The sequence below is a fragment of the Qipengyuania xiamenensis genome (genome assembly GCF_019711495.1).
Classification (GTDB): domain Bacteria; phylum Pseudomonadota; class Alphaproteobacteria; order Sphingomonadales; family Sphingomonadaceae; genus Qipengyuania; species Qipengyuania xiamenensis.
Window position 1 is genome coordinate 879,841 of sequence record NZ_JAIGNM010000001.1, and the last position, 15,658, is coordinate 895,498.

A 15,658-nucleotide genomic window follows, 5' to 3' on the forward strand; every position below is an offset into this window, starting at 1 on the left:
ACAAATAACACAGCGATGCATAGAGCCTCCAACCTTAACTCTTGCCAACGACGCTTTCGGGCAGGTCTTCACCAAACACCCGCTGGTAATACTCGGCCACAAGCATGCGTTCTTCCTCGTCGCACTTGTTGAGGAAGGAGAGACGGAAGGCGAAGCCGACATCCTTGAAGATGGCGTAGTTCTGCGCCCAGGTGATAACCGTACGCGGGCTCATCACGGTCGAGATATCGCCATTGATGAAGCCCTGCCGCGACAGGTCGGCGACCTTGATCATGTCGGCGAGGATCTTGGGATCGATGTCGGGGTTCTTCGCCTCGACGATCTGCTGCTCGGTCTCTGCCGGCAGGTAATTGAGCGCGGTGACGATATTCCAGCGGTCCATCTGGCCCTGGTTGATCGCCTGCGTGCCGTGATACAGCCCGCTCGTGTCGCCGAGGCCCACCGTGTTGGCGGTGGCGAACAGGCGGAAGTTCGGATCGGGACGGATCACGCGGTTCTGGTCGAGCAGCGTCAGCTTGCCCTGCTGTTCGAGCACGCGCTGGATCACGAACATCACGTCCGGACGGCCGGCGTCATATTCGTCGAACACGAGCGCGACCGGGTGCTGGAGCGCCCAGGGCAGCAGGCCTTCGCGGAATTCCGTGACCTGCAAACCGTCGCGCAGCACGATGGCATCGCGGCCGACGAGGTCGATACGGCTGATGTGCGCATCGAGGTTGATGCGGATACACGGCCAGTTGAGGCGCGCGGCGACCTGTTCGATGTGGGTCGACTTACCCGTGCCGTGATAGCCCTGCACCATGACGCGGCGGTCGTGGGCAAAGCCAGCAAGGATCGCGAGCGTGGTGTCCGGATCGAAGACATAGGCTTCGTCGAGATCTGGCGTGCGCGAATCCGGCTTGGAGAAGGCCGGAACCTTCCAGTCGATGTCGATCCCGAATGTCTCGCGCACATCGACTTCGGTGTCGGGCGCGGGAAGCACGGTCTTGGCGGAAGGCTCGAAGGTCTTGTCGGTCATCTCGTTCATATCGTGAGGCGGGTTAGATGAGGCGCGCGCTGCTCGCAATGCCCCATTGCAATGAGAAACCGATTTCAGGCGGGCTCTGGTTCCCGGACATGGGCAAGATGGCCGGTCTTGATCCACAGCGAGGCGCCTTCGGGTCCGGCGACGAGGTCAACGCGATCCCCCTTGGGAAGACGTAGCCAGTCGTGCTTCGCCATCTCGATCCCCTCGCCGGAAAGCGCGCCTTCCAGCAGGAGCACTTCGGCTCCACCGGCGTCGCCCAAGGATCGGCTAGCTCCCGGCTCCAGCTTCTCGAAGGCTACCGTTTCGCGCTCGTCATTGTGCAGGACCGAGGCCGACAGGCCGTCGCCCGCTGGTTCGAGGTCGAGTGCGGACAGGTCGAGATCGAACTGGTTGCGGTCCCCGGGATCGAATTGCCAGAGCTTCACGAAGATCGTGCAACCACCGTCCGAGCGCGGAATGTGGTGGGTGGTCGGCGGATTGCGGACGTAGGTGCCTGCCGGATAGTCGCCATGCTCGTCCTGGAAGGTACCCTCCAGCACGATGAATTCCTCGCCCCCGTCATGGGTATGCTCCGAAAAGGCGCTGCCGGGCGCATAGCGAACGATGGAAGTAGCACGAGCGACTTCGCCGCCGATCCTGTCGAGCATCCGCCGCTCGACCCCTTTCATGGGAGAAGCCTGCCATTCGAGAGTGTCGGTGTGGACGAGGACCCGCTCGGAAAAGTCGGCATTGACGCGCATTAGGTGCTCCCGAAATCAGTTGCAGGGGCCACATGGGAACGACACAGCCCCTCGCCAAGTGCGCCCGGCCCTCCTACATTGCCATCATGGCGTCGCCCTCCCCCAGCGAATATCTCCGCCTCAAGCTCGTCGAGAAGGTTCGCGGCGTCTTCAACGATGTCGAGGGCGGGGAGCAGCCGGTCCCCGTCTCGGACGAGGCATTGTTCGAGAAGGACACGCCGATCCGCATGGTCCATGCCGATATCGTCGCAATGATGGTCGGCGGCATCCGCGGGCTGCTGCTCCAGATGCTCCACCCTCATGCACTACAGGGCGTGCTCGACCATTCGAACTTCCGCAGCGACATGCACGGGCGACTCAGGCGGACTGCGCGGTTTATCGCAGTCACGACTTTCGGCCACCGCGACGATGCGATGAAAGCAATCGAGCGGGTGAACCGCATCCATGCTTCGGTCGGCGGGACGCTCCCCGACGGATCGAGCTATTCGGCAACCGATGCGCGCACGCTTGCCTGGGTCCATGTCGCCGAGGCCACGAGCTTCCTCGCCGCCTACCTGCGTCACGTCCGTCCCGATATGCCGGGTAGTGAGCAGGACGAGTATTATCGCCAGTTCGCCATCATCGCGAATGCACTCGGCGCGGACCCGGTCCCCACCGACCGGCGCGAGGCCGAAGCGATCTTTCGCGAGCTGCGCGGGGATCTCGCTACGTCTGAACAGGCCCGCGAGATCGCCGATCTCGTGCTGAGCCAGCGTCCCGCCGGCGCACCGCCTGCAGTTCAGGCCATGCTGGGCGCAGAGGCGGTGGCGCTGCTCCCGCCCTTCGCCCGCTCCATGCTCGGACTCGAGCGACCCGGCCTCGCCTCCATCCCCGCACGTGCGGCGACATGGGGCATGGGCAAGACGCTGCGCTGGGCCTTCCGCCAGAATTGACGCGCAACGGACTTGCTTCGGTGCTAGCCTCGCGGTGGAGAGGAGAGCAGTCATGTATGTTCAAGGATTTCTCATCGCGGTCCCCGAGGGCAACAAGGAAGCCTATCGTGCAACGGCAGAAAAGGCCGGGGCCAAGTTCCGCGAATACGGCGTGACCGAAATCGTCGAAGCCTGGGAAGAGGATGTAAGTGACGGCAAGGTCACCGACTTCCGCATGGCGACCAAGGCAGAGCCGGGCGAGAAGATCGTCTTCAGCTGGATGATCTGGCCCGACAAGGAAACCGCCGACGCCGCCCATGCCAAGATGGAGGACGATCCCTTCTGGATGGAGGAGATGAACGAGATGCCGTTCGACGGCATGCGGATGATGTGGGGTGGCTTCACACCGCTTTACACGATGGGGAGAGACTGATGGCCGAGTATACCTTCTTCACCAATCCGATGAGCCGCGGCCAGATCGCGCGGTGGGCGCTGCATGAAGTCGGCGCCGATTACGATACCGAGCTGGTGGAATGGGCGGCGAAGTCCGAGGCATTCCTGAAGGCCAACCCGCTCGGCAAGGTGCCGACGCTGGTCCACCACCATGGAGACCACGTCCATGTCGTGACCGAAGCTGCGGCGATCTGCCACTATCTTGCAGAGATGCACCCCGACGCTGGCTTGCTGCCCGAGCCGCATGAGAAAGCGGCCTATTTCCGCCGCCTCTTCTTTGCCGCCGGACCGGTCGAGCAGGCCGTGGTCGCGCGGAACATGGGCTGGGGCGTCGACGATCCGCAGAAACAGGGCATGGTGGGCTTCGGCAGCTACGAACGGGCGATGGACACCTTCGACATGCTGCTGTCCGACCGAGACTATGTTTGCGGCGACCGCTTCACCATGGCCGATGTCTATGTCGGCAGCCAGGTCGACTGGGGACTGCAGTTCGGATCGATCCCGAAACGCAAGGTATTCGAAGACTATGCAGCGCGGCTGCGCGAGCGAAAGGCCTACAAGGAAGCGAAAGCGATCGACATGCAACTGATCGCCGAGGCGCAGGCTTAGGCGATTGCCCTGCATTGGCGAAGGGTGTTGTAGGCTTCGACCACCTTGTTGAGGCGCGTTTCGTACTGGCGATCCCCGCCATTGCGATCAGGGTGGTAGCGGCGAACGAGTTCGGAATAGCGCCTCCGTAGCCTCCGCCGGTCCGTGTCGCTGCCCAGTCCCATGACTTCGAGCGCTGCTGCTTCTTCGCGGCTGTAGCGTCCGTCCATTGCCATCTCGGCCTCGCGTTGGGCGCGGCTCTTGATGCCGGCAGCCCGCGCCGAGATCGCATCGAGCGGATCGTCGAAATCGGACCAGCGCGGCATCCCGTCGACGCCTGCCGTGGGCCGGAAACTCGGGCTCTCGGTGCGCCAGCCGCTGGCCGGCCCCTGTGCATCGAGGATTTCCTCCGCGCTCATTCCCTCGAACCAGTCGTAGCCGGAATTGAATTCGCGCACGTGTTCAAGGCACATCCAGCGCCATTCGCCCGGCCCGTCGAAACGGTGGCCGCTGCCCGGCGCGCGGAACTCTCCCGGCTCGTCGCAAGCCGGGTGGGCGCACACGCGGCCCGTATCTTCGTATCTACCGTGGAACTTTGACTGGCGCATTCGTTCTAGGATGGGGAGCCAAACCCTGTATGGAAAGAGGCGAGAGGAGATTCGAGCGTATGTCAGGACCGGTCCAACAGGAGATGGAACGCCTTCTGACCGAGGCCTTTGCACCGACGCGGCTCGAAGTCATCAACGACAGCGCAAAACATGCCGGTCACTCGGGTGACGACGGCAGCGGGGAATCGCATTTCACCGTCGTGATCGAAGCGCCCGCCTTTGCCGACAAGTCGCGCCTCGACCGCCAGCGCATGGTCAACAAGGCGCTGGGCGACATTCCCGGAGAGCGCGTCCACGCCCTCGCCATCCAGGCTTCCGCACCGACACCGTAGAGACAAGGGGCATGAAATGAGCCAGATCGACCTCACGCTGACGCCGACGACGCATGATCTCGGGCAGTTCGAGGTCCGACGCGTGCTGCCCTCCAAGAAACGGACCATGGTCGGCCCCTTCATTTTCGTCGACCAGTTCGGCCCGGCGCAGCTCGACCTCGGCAGCGGGATGGACGTGCGCCCGCATCCGCACATCAATCTCGCCACGGTCACATGGCTGTTCGAGGGCGCGATAGATCACCGCGACAGCTTGGGAAGTTTTTCGACCATTCGTCCGGGTCAGGTGAACCTGATGACGGCCGGCAAGGGGATCGTGCATTCCGAGCGCTCTCCCGAAGCCGAGCGCAAAGCAGGCCCCAAGCTGTACGGCATGCAGACATGGCTCGCCCTGCCCGACGGCAAAGAGGAAATCGATCCGGCGTTCGAGGCCGTGAGTGACCTGCCCGTGATCGAAGATGGCCGCGCCAAGGCGATCGTGATCATGGGCGAACTGTGGGGCGAACGCGCGCCGACCACGACCTATGCCGACACCATTTATGCCGAGATCGTTCTGGGCGCAGGCGGTGCCATCCCGATCGAGGAAGAGGCCGACGAACGCGCGGTCATGCTCGTTGGCGGCGAGGCGGTGATCGATGGCCATCCTCTCAAGCCCTATGAACTGGCTATCCTGCAGCCGGGCCGGGACATGACGCTGGAAAGCAAGACAGGCGCGCGGGTAATGCTGCTGGGCGGCGAGGCTTTCCAGACCCCGCGTCACGCATGGTGGAACTTCGTCAGTTCCAGCCGTGAACGCATCAACCAGGCCAAGGATGACTGGCGGAAGGGACGTTTCCCCCAAGTCCCGGGCGACAGTGAGGAATATATCCCGCTCCCCGACGGCCAGCCGAAAACAGTTACCTATCCGTGAGGAAGCAAGCATGAGTTTCGAAGGCAAGACTGCATGGATCACCGGCGCATCTTCCGGGATCGGCGCTGCGCTGGCAGGCGAATGGGCAAAGCGGGGCGCCAACATCATCCTGTCCGGACGCGACGAAAGCAGGCTAAGCGCGGTCGCCGACCGCCTCGAGACCGAAACGAAAACCCTGCCCTTCGATGTGCGCGATGACGAAGCGATGCAGCGGGCCACCGAGGAAGCCGCCGGCTGGAAAGACGGTGTCGACATCTTCGTGGCCAATGCGGGAATTTCGCAGCGCAGCCCGGCAGTCGATACCGACATGCAGGTTTATCGCGACATCATCGACATCGATCTCACCGCGCAGATCGCCGCAATTCAGGCGCTCCTGCCGCACATGACGCAGCGCGGGAGCGGGAAGCTGCTTTTCATCTCGTCGATCGCCGGGAAAGTCGGCGTTCCGATGCGCACTGCCTATTGCGCGGCCAAGCACGGGCTCATCGGCTATGCCGATGCGTTGCGCGGTGAGCTCTCGCAAAGCGGGATCGACGTGCATGTGATCTGCCCCGGCTCGGTCGCCACCGACGTCAGCCGCAACGCGCTTTCCGCCGACGGCACTCCGCGCGGGCGCAGCGACAAGGTGATCGACAACGGTATCGCGCCGGATGAAGCCGCTGCGCGGATCATTGATGCCGTCGAGCTCAACCAGCGCGAGATCATCGTGGCCGAGGGCATGGAAGAGGCAATGGGCGAAATGCGCCGGACGCCCGACCAATTGTTCGACCAGGTCGCAGGCATGGTCGCGGCCGGATACATGGAAAAGATGCAGTCGGAGGATTGATGGAACAGAAGCGCGTCACGCTCGCCAACGGTATCGAGCTCGACACGGTCGACGTCGGGCCGCGCGATGCGCCCGCCATCATCTTCCTCCACGGCTTTCCCGAGAGCCACCGCACATGGCGGCACCAGATCGCGCATTTCAGCGATCGCTTCCGCTGCATCGCCCCCGACCAGCGCGGTTATCGCGGATCGTCGAAGCCGGAAGGCGTCGACAATTACACGCCCGACAAGCTGGTGGGCGACATTTTCCTGCTGGCCGATGCGCTCGGGGTGAAGGACTTCACCGTCGTGGGCCATGACTGGGGCGGCGCAATCGCATGGGGAGTCGCCATGGCGGGCGAACAGATGGGCCGCGTCCCGCGCGCCGTTATCGCCAATGCGCCGCATCACGCCGTATTCCAGAAGCTGCTCTACACCTCGCCCGTCCAACGCGAGGCGAGCCAATATATGCGCGGCTTCCGCGATCCCGCGAATGACGAACTGGTGCGCGAACAAGGCCTCTACGGCATTCTCGCGCAGGAAATCCGTTGGGACGCTCCTGACAAGATGGAGCCCGAGGAACGCGCGCGATTGCTCGAGGACTGGCAGGACCGCGAAGCCGCCTTCGCCATGCTCAACTGGTACCGCGCAAGCCCGATCGATATTCCGCCGATGGACGCGCCCTTCGAAATTCCCGAAGACTGGGCACCACCGCCCTTCCCCAAGCTTGGCATTCCCACGCTTGTGATCTGGGCGCAGGACGATCTCGCGCTACCCCCGGAAAATACCGCCGCCCTGCCCGATCACATCGAGGACCTGACATTGGTCGAGGTGCCCGATTGCGGACATTTCGTCCCTTGGGAAAAGCCCGATGCGGTCAATTCCGCGATGGAGGAGTTCTTCTCGCGAACGGGCTAAGCGCCCAGCCATTCGACCCACGCACCGTGCGGATGGGCATTGGCGAGATGCGCTTCCTCTTCGCCGCCGGGCCAGTAGCGCACCCGCAATTCATGCGCGAACGTCTCGCGATTGGTTTCCAGCGAGAGGTGGGCGAGCGGACGTTCTGGCGTGGCATTTTCGCCAGCCTCTACCAAGGCAGTCTCGATCCGCTCCTGCGTGAAATCGGGAAGATATTGCCACATGATCGAATGCGCGATCACGCGGGTGACGCCCTCCTCCTGATCGCGCGCCAGCTCCTGTTCCACCCAATCGCCCGCATCCATCCGCTCGATTTCGGGAGGCATTCTCTCTGCGAGGGCAATCGCGGCATCGATCCGCGCCATGCGGCCGGTGGCTTCCGGCCAAACATAGCTTTTCAAACGCAACGCCTGCCGCTGGTCGGTCAGGTCCACCGGCGCAATGTCGCTGCCGCGCGCATCCACGAAACCGATGTCGCCCGCAGGCGGAGGCGCGCCGCGCCATTCCGGCTCGATCTGCATGCGGCTCGTCGCCGGGCCTACAGACACGCCGCCCAGATTGTAGCGGTAGCGGCCCAGCATGGTGTTGATGCCCGCGCTCGCCCCAATTTCCAGCCATTCGAACTGCGCAGTCGTGCGTCCGTCCGCAAGCCAGAGCAATCCGGCAGCAAGGCTGGCGGAGCGCCCTGCCTCGTTCGTCTGCGGCGGCCCGTCGAGCCATGGCATGAGCTGGAAATCATGCGTCTCGACGATCTCGCGCACCAGCGCATCAACCTGGTCCTGCGCGGGCATCCGACCGGCATAGACATCCTCCAGCCGCGGTTCCTCACCGGTCAGCAGGAGGTTGTGCAGACCACCCGCGATCCGCAGCGGCATGGCATCGCGCAGCGAGAGCCCCTGCCACGCGAAGATCCGACGCGCCGTCGCCGCATCGCTATCTTCCAGCGCCAGGAGCGCGCGGATGACCTGCGCGGTTCCGGGCGCACCCGCTTTTTCGGCATGCTCGGCCTGCCATTCGATGGCTTCTGGGACCGAAACGATATCCATCACTCCGCTGGTGCCCATATTCGTTGCCCTTTTCGCCTGGCGTGCCTATTTGCCGCTCCGCAATGACCAACAGCCTGACCTTCGCCATTCCCAAGGGGCGCATTCTCGATGAAGCGCTACCCGTCATGGAGCGTGCCGGCGTGGTGCCGGAAGATGCCTTCCACGACAAGGCTAACCGCTCGCTCACTTTCGCGACCACGCGCGACGACATGCGGCTGATCCGCGTGCGCGCTTTCGACGTGGCGACCTTTGTCGCGCATGGCGCGGCGCAGATGGGCATCGTGGGCAGCGATGTGATCGAAGAGTTCGACTACGCCGATCTCTACGCCCCCGTCGATCTGGACATCGGACACTGCTACCTCGCCGTGGCCGAACCCAAGGGCGCGAGTGCGACCAATGGCGCAAGCCACCTGCGCGTTGCGACCAAGTACCCGAACCTCACCCGTCGCCATTTCGAACGGCAGGGTATCCAGGCCGAATGCGTGAAGCTGAACGGGGCGATGGAAATCGCGCCCGAGCTGGGACTTGCAGGCCGTATCGTCGATCTCGTCTCCAGCGGCCGCACACTCAAGGAGAACGGGCTGGTCGAAACCGACCACATTCTCGACATCACGGCGCGGCTGATCGTCAATCGCGCAGCGCTCAAGACCGATCCGCGCGTCGCTGCGCTGGTCGAGGCATTCCGCGCCGATAGCGAAAACCGGAAAGCGGCCTGATGCAGCTGCTGCGCACCAGCGACGCCGATTTCGAGGCGAAGTTTGAACGTGTCGTGCGCGACCGCCGCGAAAGCGACGTCCAGGTCGGGCGCGATGTCGCGGGCATTCTCAACGAAGTGCGCGAGCGCGGCGACAAGGCGCTGGTGGAATACACCAAACGCTTCGACCAGCATAACCTGTCGAGCGACGACGACTGGTCGATCTCGAAGGAAGCCTGCAAGGCCGCCTACGACGGGCTCGATGCCGAACTTCGCGACGCGCTGGAGACAGCCGCCGCGCGTATCCGCGCCTATCACGAAGGCCAGCTTCCCGAAGATCGCGACTATACCGACGATATCGGCATGCGCCTCGGCGCACGCTGGAGCGCAGTCGAAGCCGCCGGTCTCTACGTACCCGGCGGCCGGGCAGCCTACCCCTCCTCGCTTCTGATGAACGCGATCCCCGCCAAGGTCGCGGGTGTGGAGCGGCTGGTCGTCACGACGCCGACACCCAAGGGCGAGATGAACGACCTCGTGCTCGCCGCAGCGCATATCGCGGGCGTGGACGAAGTTTACCGCGTCGGCGGTGCGCAGGCAGTGGCCGCGCTCGCCTATGGCACCGACCGGATCGAGCGGGTCGATGTGATCACCGGCCCGGGCAACGCATGGGTCGCTGAAGCCAAGCGCCAGCTCTACGGCGTCGTCGGCATCGACATGGTCGCAGGGCCGAGCGAAATCCTCGTGATCGCGGATGGCGACAACAATGCGGAATGGATCGCCGCCGACCTGCTCAGCCAGGCCGAGCATGATCCGACCAGCCAGTCGATCCTGATCACCGACGATGCCGGCTTCGCAGCGCAGGTCAGCGACGCCATCGACCTTGCCTTCATGAAGCTCCCGACGGCCAAGACCGCCAAAGCAAGCTGGGACGATCACGGACTGGTCGTCATCGTCGACAGCCTCGACGAAGCACCTGCCCTGTCGGATCGCCTCGCCGCGGAGCATGTCGAGATAGCCACCGACGATCCTGAAAGCATTTTCGCAAAGCTTCGCCACGCAGGAAGCGTCTTCCTCGGCCGGATGACTCCTGAAGCCGTCGGCGACTATATCGCCGGCCCCAACCACGTCCTTCCAACCGGTCGCCGAGCCCGATTTGCCAGCGGCCTGTCGGTGCTCGACTTCATGAAGCGCACCAGCTTCATCGGCGCATCCGAGGATGCTCTGAAGGCAATCGGCCCGGCCGCCGTGCGCCTCGCCGATGCCGAGGGCCTTCCCGCCCACGCCCTTTCGATTTCCAAGAGACTGTCATGAACACCAGCCCCCGCTCCCAGTCACGCAGCGCAGCCCGCCTCGGCGCGGTGCAGGCGCTCTACCAGCAGCAGATGGAAGGCACGCCTACCGCCAAGCTGCTCAACGAATTTCACCAGCACCGTCTCGGCAAAGTGATCGAGGACGAGGAATATGCCGACGCCGACGTCGATTTCTTCGATGACCTCGTAAAGGGCGTCGACGCCCGCCGCGAAGAGATCGACGATCTGCTGACCGCCCGCCTCGCTTCGGGCTGGACACTGGCCCGTCTCGACAAGACGATGCTGCAGATCCTGCGCGCAGGCAGCTACGAACTGCTCGCCCGCGCCGACGTGCCCAAGGCTGCTGCGATCAGCGAATATGTCGATGTCGCCAAGGCCTTCTTCGACGACCGCGAAGCCAAGTTCGTGAACGGCATCCTCGACGCAGTCGCGAAGGAAGCGGGCCGCTGAACGAAGCGGAATTCATATCCGCCCTGCGCGCCATCGCGACCTCGCCGCAGGCCAGAGGGCTCGCCGATGACGCGGCCGTAATCGAATTCGGCAGCGAAACGCTCGTCCTGACCCACGACACCATGGTCGAAGGCGTCCATGTCCTCGAGGGGCAGGATCCCGCCGATATCGCCTGGAAGCTCGTGGCGGTGAACCTGTCCGATCTGGCCGCCAAGGGGGCGGAGCCGGTCGGCGTGCTCGTTTCGCACATGCTCGGCAGTGACGATCACCGTTTCGTCGCCGGTCTCAAGGATGTTCTCGAAACCTACGATGTCCCACTGCTTGGCGGAGACACGGTTCGCGGCGATGGTGCCCGTTCGTGGGGATGCACGGCAATCGGACGCGCGTCGCATACTCCAGTACCGGCACGCGATGGGGCGAAGCCGGGTGACGCGATCTACCTCGGCGGACGGATCGGCTTTGCCATGCTCGGCTTCGAGGCATTGCGCGACGATACGGAAAACGATGACAGTGCCTATCGTCGTCCCGTCCCGCAGCTGGCGCTCGGACGCGACCTTGCCCCCGATGTATCGGCGATGATGGACGTCTCGGATGGCCTGCTGCTTGACGCATCGCGCATCGCGAATGCAAGCGGTGTCACACTTGCAATCGAGCGGAACCTGGTCGCTCCGCTTGCCCCCGAAGATCGGCTGGAAGACGCCATGCGCTGGGGCGACGACTATGTCTTGCTCTGTACGGGCCCTGCCGGACTGGACGCGCAATTCCCGGTGACGCGCATCGGCGAAGTGACCGCAATGGGAGCCGGACCGGTCATGCTCGACGGCGAGCCTCCCGAGGGCGATCTCGGCTACACGCACTAATCTTTCGCGCAGCTCGGGGGAAAAGCGCGGAAATGTGCGCTTTTGCCCCCTTGCCAGCACTTGCATGCCCTTTATACCTCTCCGCCACGTTGCGCCGGCATCTCCCATGCCGAGCGCATCAAACATATAACGGGAGGGGAGTTTTTCGTGGACCTTGTAATCCTATCCATAGGGTTGGGACTGCTTGCCGTAATTTACGGCTTCGTCACCAGCCGCCAGGTGCTCAGTTCGGGCGCAGGCAATGAGAAAATGCAGGAAATCGCCGGCGCCATCCAGGAAGGCGCGCAGGCCTACCTGAAGCGTCAGTACACCACTATCGGCATGGTCGGCGTCGTCGTCGCCGTGCTGGTCGGCGTGTTCCTCGGCATCATTCCGGTCATTGGCTTCGTCATCGGCGCGATCCTGTCGGGCGTGGCCGGCTTCATCGGGATGAACATCTCGGTGCGCTCGAACGTGCGTACGGCTGCTGCCGCGCAGAGCGGACTGCAGCAGGGCCTGACCCTCGCATTCCGCGCTGGTGCCATCACCGGCATGCTCGTGGCGGGCCTCGCGCTCCTCGCGATCGCCGTGTTCTTCTGGTACCTGACCGGCCCCGCCGGACACGCTGCCAACAGCCGTGAAGTGATCGATGGTCTCGTCGGCCTCGCCTTCGGCGCCTCGCTGATCTCGATCTTCGCGCGTCTTGGCGGCGGTATCTTCACCAAGGCTGCAGACGTCGGCGCCGACCTTGTCGGCAAGGTCGAAGCAGGCATTCCCGAAGACGATCCGCGCAACCCTGCCGTGATCGCCGACAACGTGGGCGACAACGTGGGCGACTGTGCCGGCATGGCTGCCGACCTGTTCGAGACCTACGTAGTGACCGTCGGTGCAACCATGGTCCTCACCGCGCTGCTCTTCGGCGAAGCGCTGGGTGACCTGCTGATGCCCATGATGACGCTCCCGCTGCTGATCGGCGGCGCTTGCATCGTGACCAGCATCATCGGCACTTACTTCGTGAAGCTCGGCAAGGGCGGCACGAACGTGATGGGCGCCATGTACAAGGGCTTCCTTGTTTCGGCCGTGCTCGCAATCCCGCTGATCTGGTTCGTCGCCGACTATGCGCTCGGCAGCATGACCACGACCATTCCGGGCACCGAGTTCAGCGGTCGCATGCTGTTCTACTGCTCGCTGATCGGTCTTGCGATCACCGGCCTCATCATCTGGATCACCGAGTACTACACCGGCACGAACTATCGTCCGGTCCGCTCGATCGCCAAGAGCTCGGAAACGGGCCACGGCACCAACGTGATCCAGGGCCTCGCCATCAGCCTTGAATCGACCGCGCTGCCGACGATCGTCATCGTCGCCGGCATCATCGCCACCTACCAGCTCGCAGGCCTCATGGGCATCGCCTATGCAGCCACCGCAATGCTGGCGCTGGCAGGCATGGTTGTGGCGCTCGACGCTTACGGTCCGGTGACGGACAACGCAGGCGGCATCGCCGAAATGGCCGGTCTGGACGACAGCGTTCGTGAAAAGACCGACCTGCTCGACGCAGTGGGCAACACCACCAAGGCCGTGACCAAGGGCTATGCCATCGGTTCGGCAGGCCTCGGCGCACTGGTTCTCTTCGCTGCCTACACGGCAGACCTGGCCGAATTCTTCCCCGACACGGAAGTCAATTTCAGCCTCGAGAACCCGTATGTCATCGTCGGCCTGCTGCTCGGCGCGCTGCTCCCGTACCTGTTCGGTGCGATGGGCATGACCGCCGTTGGCCGTGCCGCCGGCGACGTGGTCGTCGACGTGCGCGAACAGTTCGCAGCGGATCCGGGCATCATGGCCGGCACCAGCAAGCCGAACTACGCCAAGACGGTGGACCTCGTCACCAAGGCCGCGATCAAGGAAATGATCATTCCTTCGCTGCTTCCGGTGCTTGCCCCGATCGTGGTCTACTTCGCGATCCTCTGGGCTACCGGCAGCCAGGCCGAAGGCTTTGCAGCCGTGGGTGCACTGCTGCTCGGCGTGATCATCGGCGGTATCTTCGTCGCACTCTCGATGACCGCAGGTGGCGGTGCATGGGATAATGCGAAGAAGTACATCGAAGACGGCAACCACGGCGGCAAGGGCTCGGAAGCCCACAAGGCTGCCGTGACCGGCGACACCGTAGGTGATCCCTACAAGGACACCGCGGGTCCGGCCGTGAACCCGATGATCAAGATCACCAACATCGTCGCGCTGCTGCTTCTTGCAGCTCTCGCGGCTGGCTGATCCTTTCGATCATAACGCTTCAAAGGGCGGCGGCACTCCGGTGTCGCCGCCTTTTTCTTGACCCTCACGTAAAGGGAACGCAGAGCCTACCGAGTGACTGACACCAAGACCCCCGAACAGCTCGTCGCCGGCCTCGTCCGCCTCCTGACCGTCGCGCCTGATGGAGAGAATGCATTCAAGGGCAACCAGCAGCCCGGCGGTATCGGCAGGGTCTTCGGCGGACAGGTCATCGCACAGGCGTTGCAGGCAGCGCAGGCGAACGCACCAGACGGGATGGAAGCCCATTCCCTCCACGCCTATTTCCTTCGTGGCGGCCGCGAAGGGGTCGATATCGACTTTTCCGTGGCTTCGGATTTCGATGGCCGCAGTTTCGCCAACCGCCGTGTCGTGGCGCGGCAGGAAGAAACGCCGATCCTGAACCTCACCGCCAGCTTCCAGCGGCCCGAGGAAGGGCTCGAGCATGACGACAGCCCCATGCCGGACGTGCCCGACCCCGAGGATCTCCCCTCCGACATGGAGATGCGCAAGAAGTTCATCGAAGAGATGGGCGAAGTCTCCGAAATGCAGCGCAATCTTATGCTCCGCCCGCGCCCGATCGAGATGCGCACCAGCGGCAAGCTGCACTGGATGAACGCGGATAAGAAACCTCCGCACGCGCACAGCTGGTTCAGGACGGCAGCACCGCTACCCGACGATCCGGCGCTCCATCGGGCGGTGATCGCCTATGCCAGCGACTTCACCTTGCTGGGTACCAGCGCCTTGCCGCATGGCCTGAGCTGGGCGCGCGGCGAACTGAAGGGTGCCAGCCTCGACCACGCTTTGTGGTTCCACCGCCCTGCCCGCGCCGACGAGTGGCTGCTCTATGCGACCGATAGTCCGTGGTCGGGTAGCGGCAGAGGCTTCAACCGCGGCCGCATCTTCAACCGCGCAGGCGAACTGGTCGCCAGCGTCGCGCAGGAAGGCGTCGTGCGGAAAGCACGCAAGAAATAGCTGGGTATGCGGGCCGGGCGTTTAGCCGCCGCGGCTTGCAGCCTTGGTTCCGGCAGCGCCCGTGCGGCTGGAGACGCTCCAGCCGCGGCTCTTCTCACCGAAACCGCCGGCCTTGGCCATTGCCGAGGCAGCTTTCACCTTCGGAATGCTGCGAGCCTTTTCGAAGGCGCGTGCACCGGCGTAATACTTACCCGGCGAACCGGCATAGCCCAGACGGACGCCGCGGCTGGTCTGGTAACCGCCACCCGGCGCGGAAAAGGCCGGCACCGGACGCGGGTTCGAGCGGCTCCAGAGGAATGCCGCCACGAAGGGCGAGAAATGGCTGCGACGGCTGCTGGTTTCCTGCTGTCCGGCGCCTTCCTCGACGCATTTGCCCGCGCCGTACTGCGCCTCGCAATCGGCCAGCGCTTCGAAACGCGGAGCTTCTTCCTTGGCGGTCGCAACCGCTTCTTCGCGCATATCGGCACATTCTTCACGGCTGAGGCCGGTTTCCTTGGCGCAGGCGAAGACGTTTTCGAAGACCTGGACTTCCTGTCCGGTCTCGGCATTTGCCACCTGCATCGGCGCAACGGTCTGTTCGGCAGAAGCCTCGCCGCAGCCCGACAGAAGCGCACCGCTACCCAGCGCTGCCATGGTCGTCAGTGCGACCTTGCCGGAGCGCTTGCTGCGCTTGGTGCGAAAAGCCGAATTCGTCATTGGATGTCCCCAGTTTCCCGTTATGTTGATGGGCATACAGGGAAATTCCTGACAAATTCTTTGCGACGGGGGCGCAG

At 63.8% G+C, this 15,658-nt stretch carries 18 protein-coding genes; 13 read left to right on the forward strand and 5 right to left on the reverse strand.

What is annotated here, in order from left to right:
* Positions 1-34: 34 nt before the first annotated feature.
* Both cobS and K3165_RS04440 read right to left on the reverse strand, forming a co-directional pair.
* Positions 35-1,018, reverse strand: coding sequence for a cobaltochelatase subunit CobS (gene cobS, locus K3165_RS04435; protein ID WP_425594401.1), 984 nt, complete (start codon positions 1,016-1,018; stop codon positions 35-37).
* A 74-nt stretch (positions 1,019-1,092) separates the two neighbouring features.
* The gene (locus tag K3165_RS04440) at positions 1,093-1,767 is read right to left on the reverse strand and encodes a cupin domain-containing protein (protein ID WP_221547596.1); all 675 of its coding nucleotides are present in this window, start codon (positions 1,765-1,767) and stop codon (positions 1,093-1,095) included.
* A gap of 86 nt (positions 1,768-1,853) precedes the next feature.
* On the opposite strand from K3165_RS04440, the gene K3165_RS04445 reads away from it, so the two are divergent.
* Genes K3165_RS04445 through K3165_RS04455 form a run of 3 tightly spaced genes read left to right on the forward strand, consistent with a single transcriptional unit; the run spans position 1,854 to position 3,740 of the window.
* Entirely contained in the window at positions 1,854-2,699 is an 846-nt protein-coding gene (locus tag K3165_RS04445) for an oxygenase MpaB family protein (protein ID WP_221547597.1), read from the forward strand.
* Positions 2,700-2,751: 52 nt separating this feature from the next.
* Positions 2,752-3,111 (forward strand): DUF1428 domain-containing protein, encoded by a 360-nt coding sequence (locus tag K3165_RS04450; RefSeq protein ID WP_221547598.1) that lies wholly within the window; start codon positions 2,752-2,754, stop codon positions 3,109-3,111.
* On the forward strand, positions 3,111-3,740 hold the full coding sequence (locus K3165_RS04455) for a glutathione S-transferase family protein (RefSeq protein ID WP_221547599.1): 630 nt from the start codon (positions 3,111-3,113) through the stop codon (positions 3,738-3,740). The genes K3165_RS04450 and K3165_RS04455 overlap by 1 nt, the downstream gene beginning before the upstream one ends.
* On the opposite strand, the gene K3165_RS04460 is transcribed toward K3165_RS04455, so the two are convergent.
* Positions 3,737-4,327, reverse strand: coding sequence for a J domain-containing protein (locus K3165_RS04460; protein ID WP_221547600.1), 591 nt, complete (start codon positions 4,325-4,327; stop codon positions 3,737-3,739). The genes K3165_RS04455 and K3165_RS04460 overlap by 4 nt on opposite strands.
* Positions 4,328-4,386: 59 nt before the next feature.
* On the opposite strand from K3165_RS04460, the gene K3165_RS04465 reads away from it, so the two are divergent.
* From K3165_RS04465 to K3165_RS04480, 4 genes are read left to right on the forward strand one after another with little or no spacing between them, the layout of a single operon-like run.
* Positions 4,387-4,659: a BolA family protein gene (locus tag K3165_RS04465; RefSeq protein WP_221547601.1), complete on the forward strand. Its 273-nt coding sequence runs from the start codon at positions 4,387-4,389 to the stop codon at positions 4,657-4,659.
* 16 nt (positions 4,660-4,675) lie between these two features.
* A complete protein-coding gene (locus K3165_RS04470) occupies positions 4,676-5,566 on the forward strand; it encodes a pirin family protein (protein ID WP_221547602.1) in 891 nt (296 codons plus the stop codon).
* Positions 5,567-5,576: 10 nt separating this feature from the next.
* The gene (locus tag K3165_RS04475) at positions 5,577-6,392 is read left to right on the forward strand and encodes an SDR family NAD(P)-dependent oxidoreductase (RefSeq protein WP_221547603.1); all 816 of its coding nucleotides are present in this window, start codon (positions 5,577-5,579) and stop codon (positions 6,390-6,392) included.
* Positions 6,392-7,288: an alpha/beta fold hydrolase gene (locus K3165_RS04480; RefSeq protein ID WP_221547604.1), complete on the forward strand. Its 897-nt coding sequence runs from the start codon at positions 6,392-6,394 to the stop codon at positions 7,286-7,288. Before K3165_RS04475 ends, K3165_RS04480 begins: the two co-directional genes overlap by 1 nt.
* Here the strand turns inward: K3165_RS04480 and K3165_RS04485 are convergent.
* A complete protein-coding gene (locus K3165_RS04485; RefSeq protein WP_221547605.1) occupies positions 7,285-8,352 on the reverse strand; it encodes a DUF2332 domain-containing protein in 1,068 nt (355 codons plus the stop codon). The two genes, K3165_RS04480 and K3165_RS04485, sit on opposite strands and share 4 nt — an antisense overlap.
* A 44-nt stretch (positions 8,353-8,396) precedes the next feature.
* On the opposite strand from K3165_RS04485, the gene hisG reads away from it, so the two are divergent.
* The 6 genes from hisG to K3165_RS04515 all read left to right on the forward strand — a co-directional run bounded on the left by hisG (position 8,397) and on the right by K3165_RS04515 (position 14,885).
* Positions 8,397-9,050: an ATP phosphoribosyltransferase gene (gene hisG / locus K3165_RS04490; protein WP_221547606.1), complete on the forward strand. Its 654-nt coding sequence runs from the start codon at positions 8,397-8,399 to the stop codon at positions 9,048-9,050.
* Positions 9,050-10,339: a histidinol dehydrogenase gene (hisD, locus tag K3165_RS04495; RefSeq protein WP_221547607.1), complete on the forward strand. Its 1,290-nt coding sequence runs from the start codon at positions 9,050-9,052 to the stop codon at positions 10,337-10,339. Before hisG ends, hisD begins: the two co-directional genes overlap by 1 nt.
* Entirely contained in the window at positions 10,336-10,788 is a 453-nt protein-coding gene (nusB, locus tag K3165_RS04500) for a transcription antitermination factor NusB (RefSeq protein WP_221547608.1), read from the forward strand. Before hisD ends, nusB begins: the two co-directional genes overlap by 4 nt.
* Positions 10,785-11,648 carry a thiamine-phosphate kinase gene (gene thiL / locus K3165_RS04505; RefSeq protein ID WP_221548324.1) on the forward strand — a complete coding sequence of 288 codons (864 nt, stop codon included), beginning with the start codon at positions 10,785-10,787 and terminating at the stop codon, positions 11,646-11,648. The genes nusB and thiL overlap by 4 nt, the downstream gene beginning before the upstream one ends.
* Positions 11,649-11,795: 147 nt before the next feature.
* Positions 11,796-13,895 carry a sodium-translocating pyrophosphatase gene (locus K3165_RS04510; RefSeq protein ID WP_221547609.1) on the forward strand — a complete coding sequence of 700 codons (2,100 nt, stop codon included), beginning with the start codon at positions 11,796-11,798 and terminating at the stop codon, positions 13,893-13,895.
* Positions 13,896-13,988: 93 nt separating this feature from the next.
* A complete protein-coding gene (locus K3165_RS04515) occupies positions 13,989-14,885 on the forward strand; it encodes an acyl-CoA thioesterase (RefSeq protein WP_221547610.1) in 897 nt (298 codons plus the stop codon).
* Between the two features lie 21 nt (positions 14,886-14,906).
* Here the strand turns inward: K3165_RS04515 and K3165_RS04520 are convergent, their stop codons facing one another.
* Positions 14,907-15,581: a DUF1190 domain-containing protein gene (locus tag K3165_RS04520; protein ID WP_221547611.1), complete on the reverse strand. Its 675-nt coding sequence runs from the start codon at positions 15,579-15,581 to the stop codon at positions 14,907-14,909.
* Positions 15,582-15,658 lie beyond the last annotated feature (77 nt).

Excerpts from the sequence above, each read along its gene's own strand:
- cobS (WP_425594401.1), bottom strand. The coding sequence starts at position 1,018 with ATGACCGACAAGACCTTCGAGCCTTCCGCCAAGACCGTGCTTCCCGCG.
- K3165_RS04445 (WP_221547597.1), top strand. The coding sequence starts at position 1,854 with ATGGCGTCGCCCTCCCCCAGCGAATATCTCCGCCTCAAGCTCGTCGAG.
- K3165_RS04485 (WP_221547605.1), bottom strand. The coding sequence starts at position 8,352 with ATGGGCACCAGCGGAGTGATGGATATCGTTTCGGTCCCAGAAGCCATC.
- K3165_RS04465 (WP_221547601.1), top strand. The coding sequence starts at position 4,387 with ATGTCAGGACCGGTCCAACAGGAGATGGAACGCCTTCTGACCGAGGCC.
- K3165_RS04480 (WP_221547604.1), top strand. The coding sequence starts at position 6,392 with ATGGAACAGAAGCGCGTCACGCTCGCCAACGGTATCGAGCTCGACACG.
- K3165_RS04460 (WP_221547600.1), bottom strand. The coding sequence starts at position 4,327 with ATGCGCCAGTCAAAGTTCCACGGTAGATACGAAGATACGGGCCGCGTG.
- K3165_RS04440 (WP_221547596.1), bottom strand. The coding sequence starts at position 1,767 with ATGCGCGTCAATGCCGACTTTTCCGAGCGGGTCCTCGTCCACACCGAC.
- K3165_RS04470 (WP_221547602.1), top strand. The coding sequence starts at position 4,676 with ATGAGCCAGATCGACCTCACGCTGACGCCGACGACGCATGATCTCGGG.
- nusB (WP_221547608.1), top strand. The coding sequence starts at position 10,336 with ATGAACACCAGCCCCCGCTCCCAGTCACGCAGCGCAGCCCGCCTCGGC.
- K3165_RS04475 (WP_221547603.1), top strand. The coding sequence starts at position 5,577 with ATGAGTTTCGAAGGCAAGACTGCATGGATCACCGGCGCATCTTCCGGG.
- hisD (WP_221547607.1), top strand. The coding sequence starts at position 9,050 with ATGCAGCTGCTGCGCACCAGCGACGCCGATTTCGAGGCGAAGTTTGAA.
- K3165_RS04520 (WP_221547611.1), bottom strand. The coding sequence starts at position 15,581 with ATGACGAATTCGGCTTTTCGCACCAAGCGCAGCAAGCGCTCCGGCAAG.
- K3165_RS04450 (WP_221547598.1), top strand. The coding sequence starts at position 2,752 with ATGTATGTTCAAGGATTTCTCATCGCGGTCCCCGAGGGCAACAAGGAA.
- K3165_RS04455 (WP_221547599.1), top strand. The coding sequence starts at position 3,111 with ATGGCCGAGTATACCTTCTTCACCAATCCGATGAGCCGCGGCCAGATC.
- hisG (WP_221547606.1), top strand. The coding sequence starts at position 8,397 with ATGACCAACAGCCTGACCTTCGCCATTCCCAAGGGGCGCATTCTCGAT.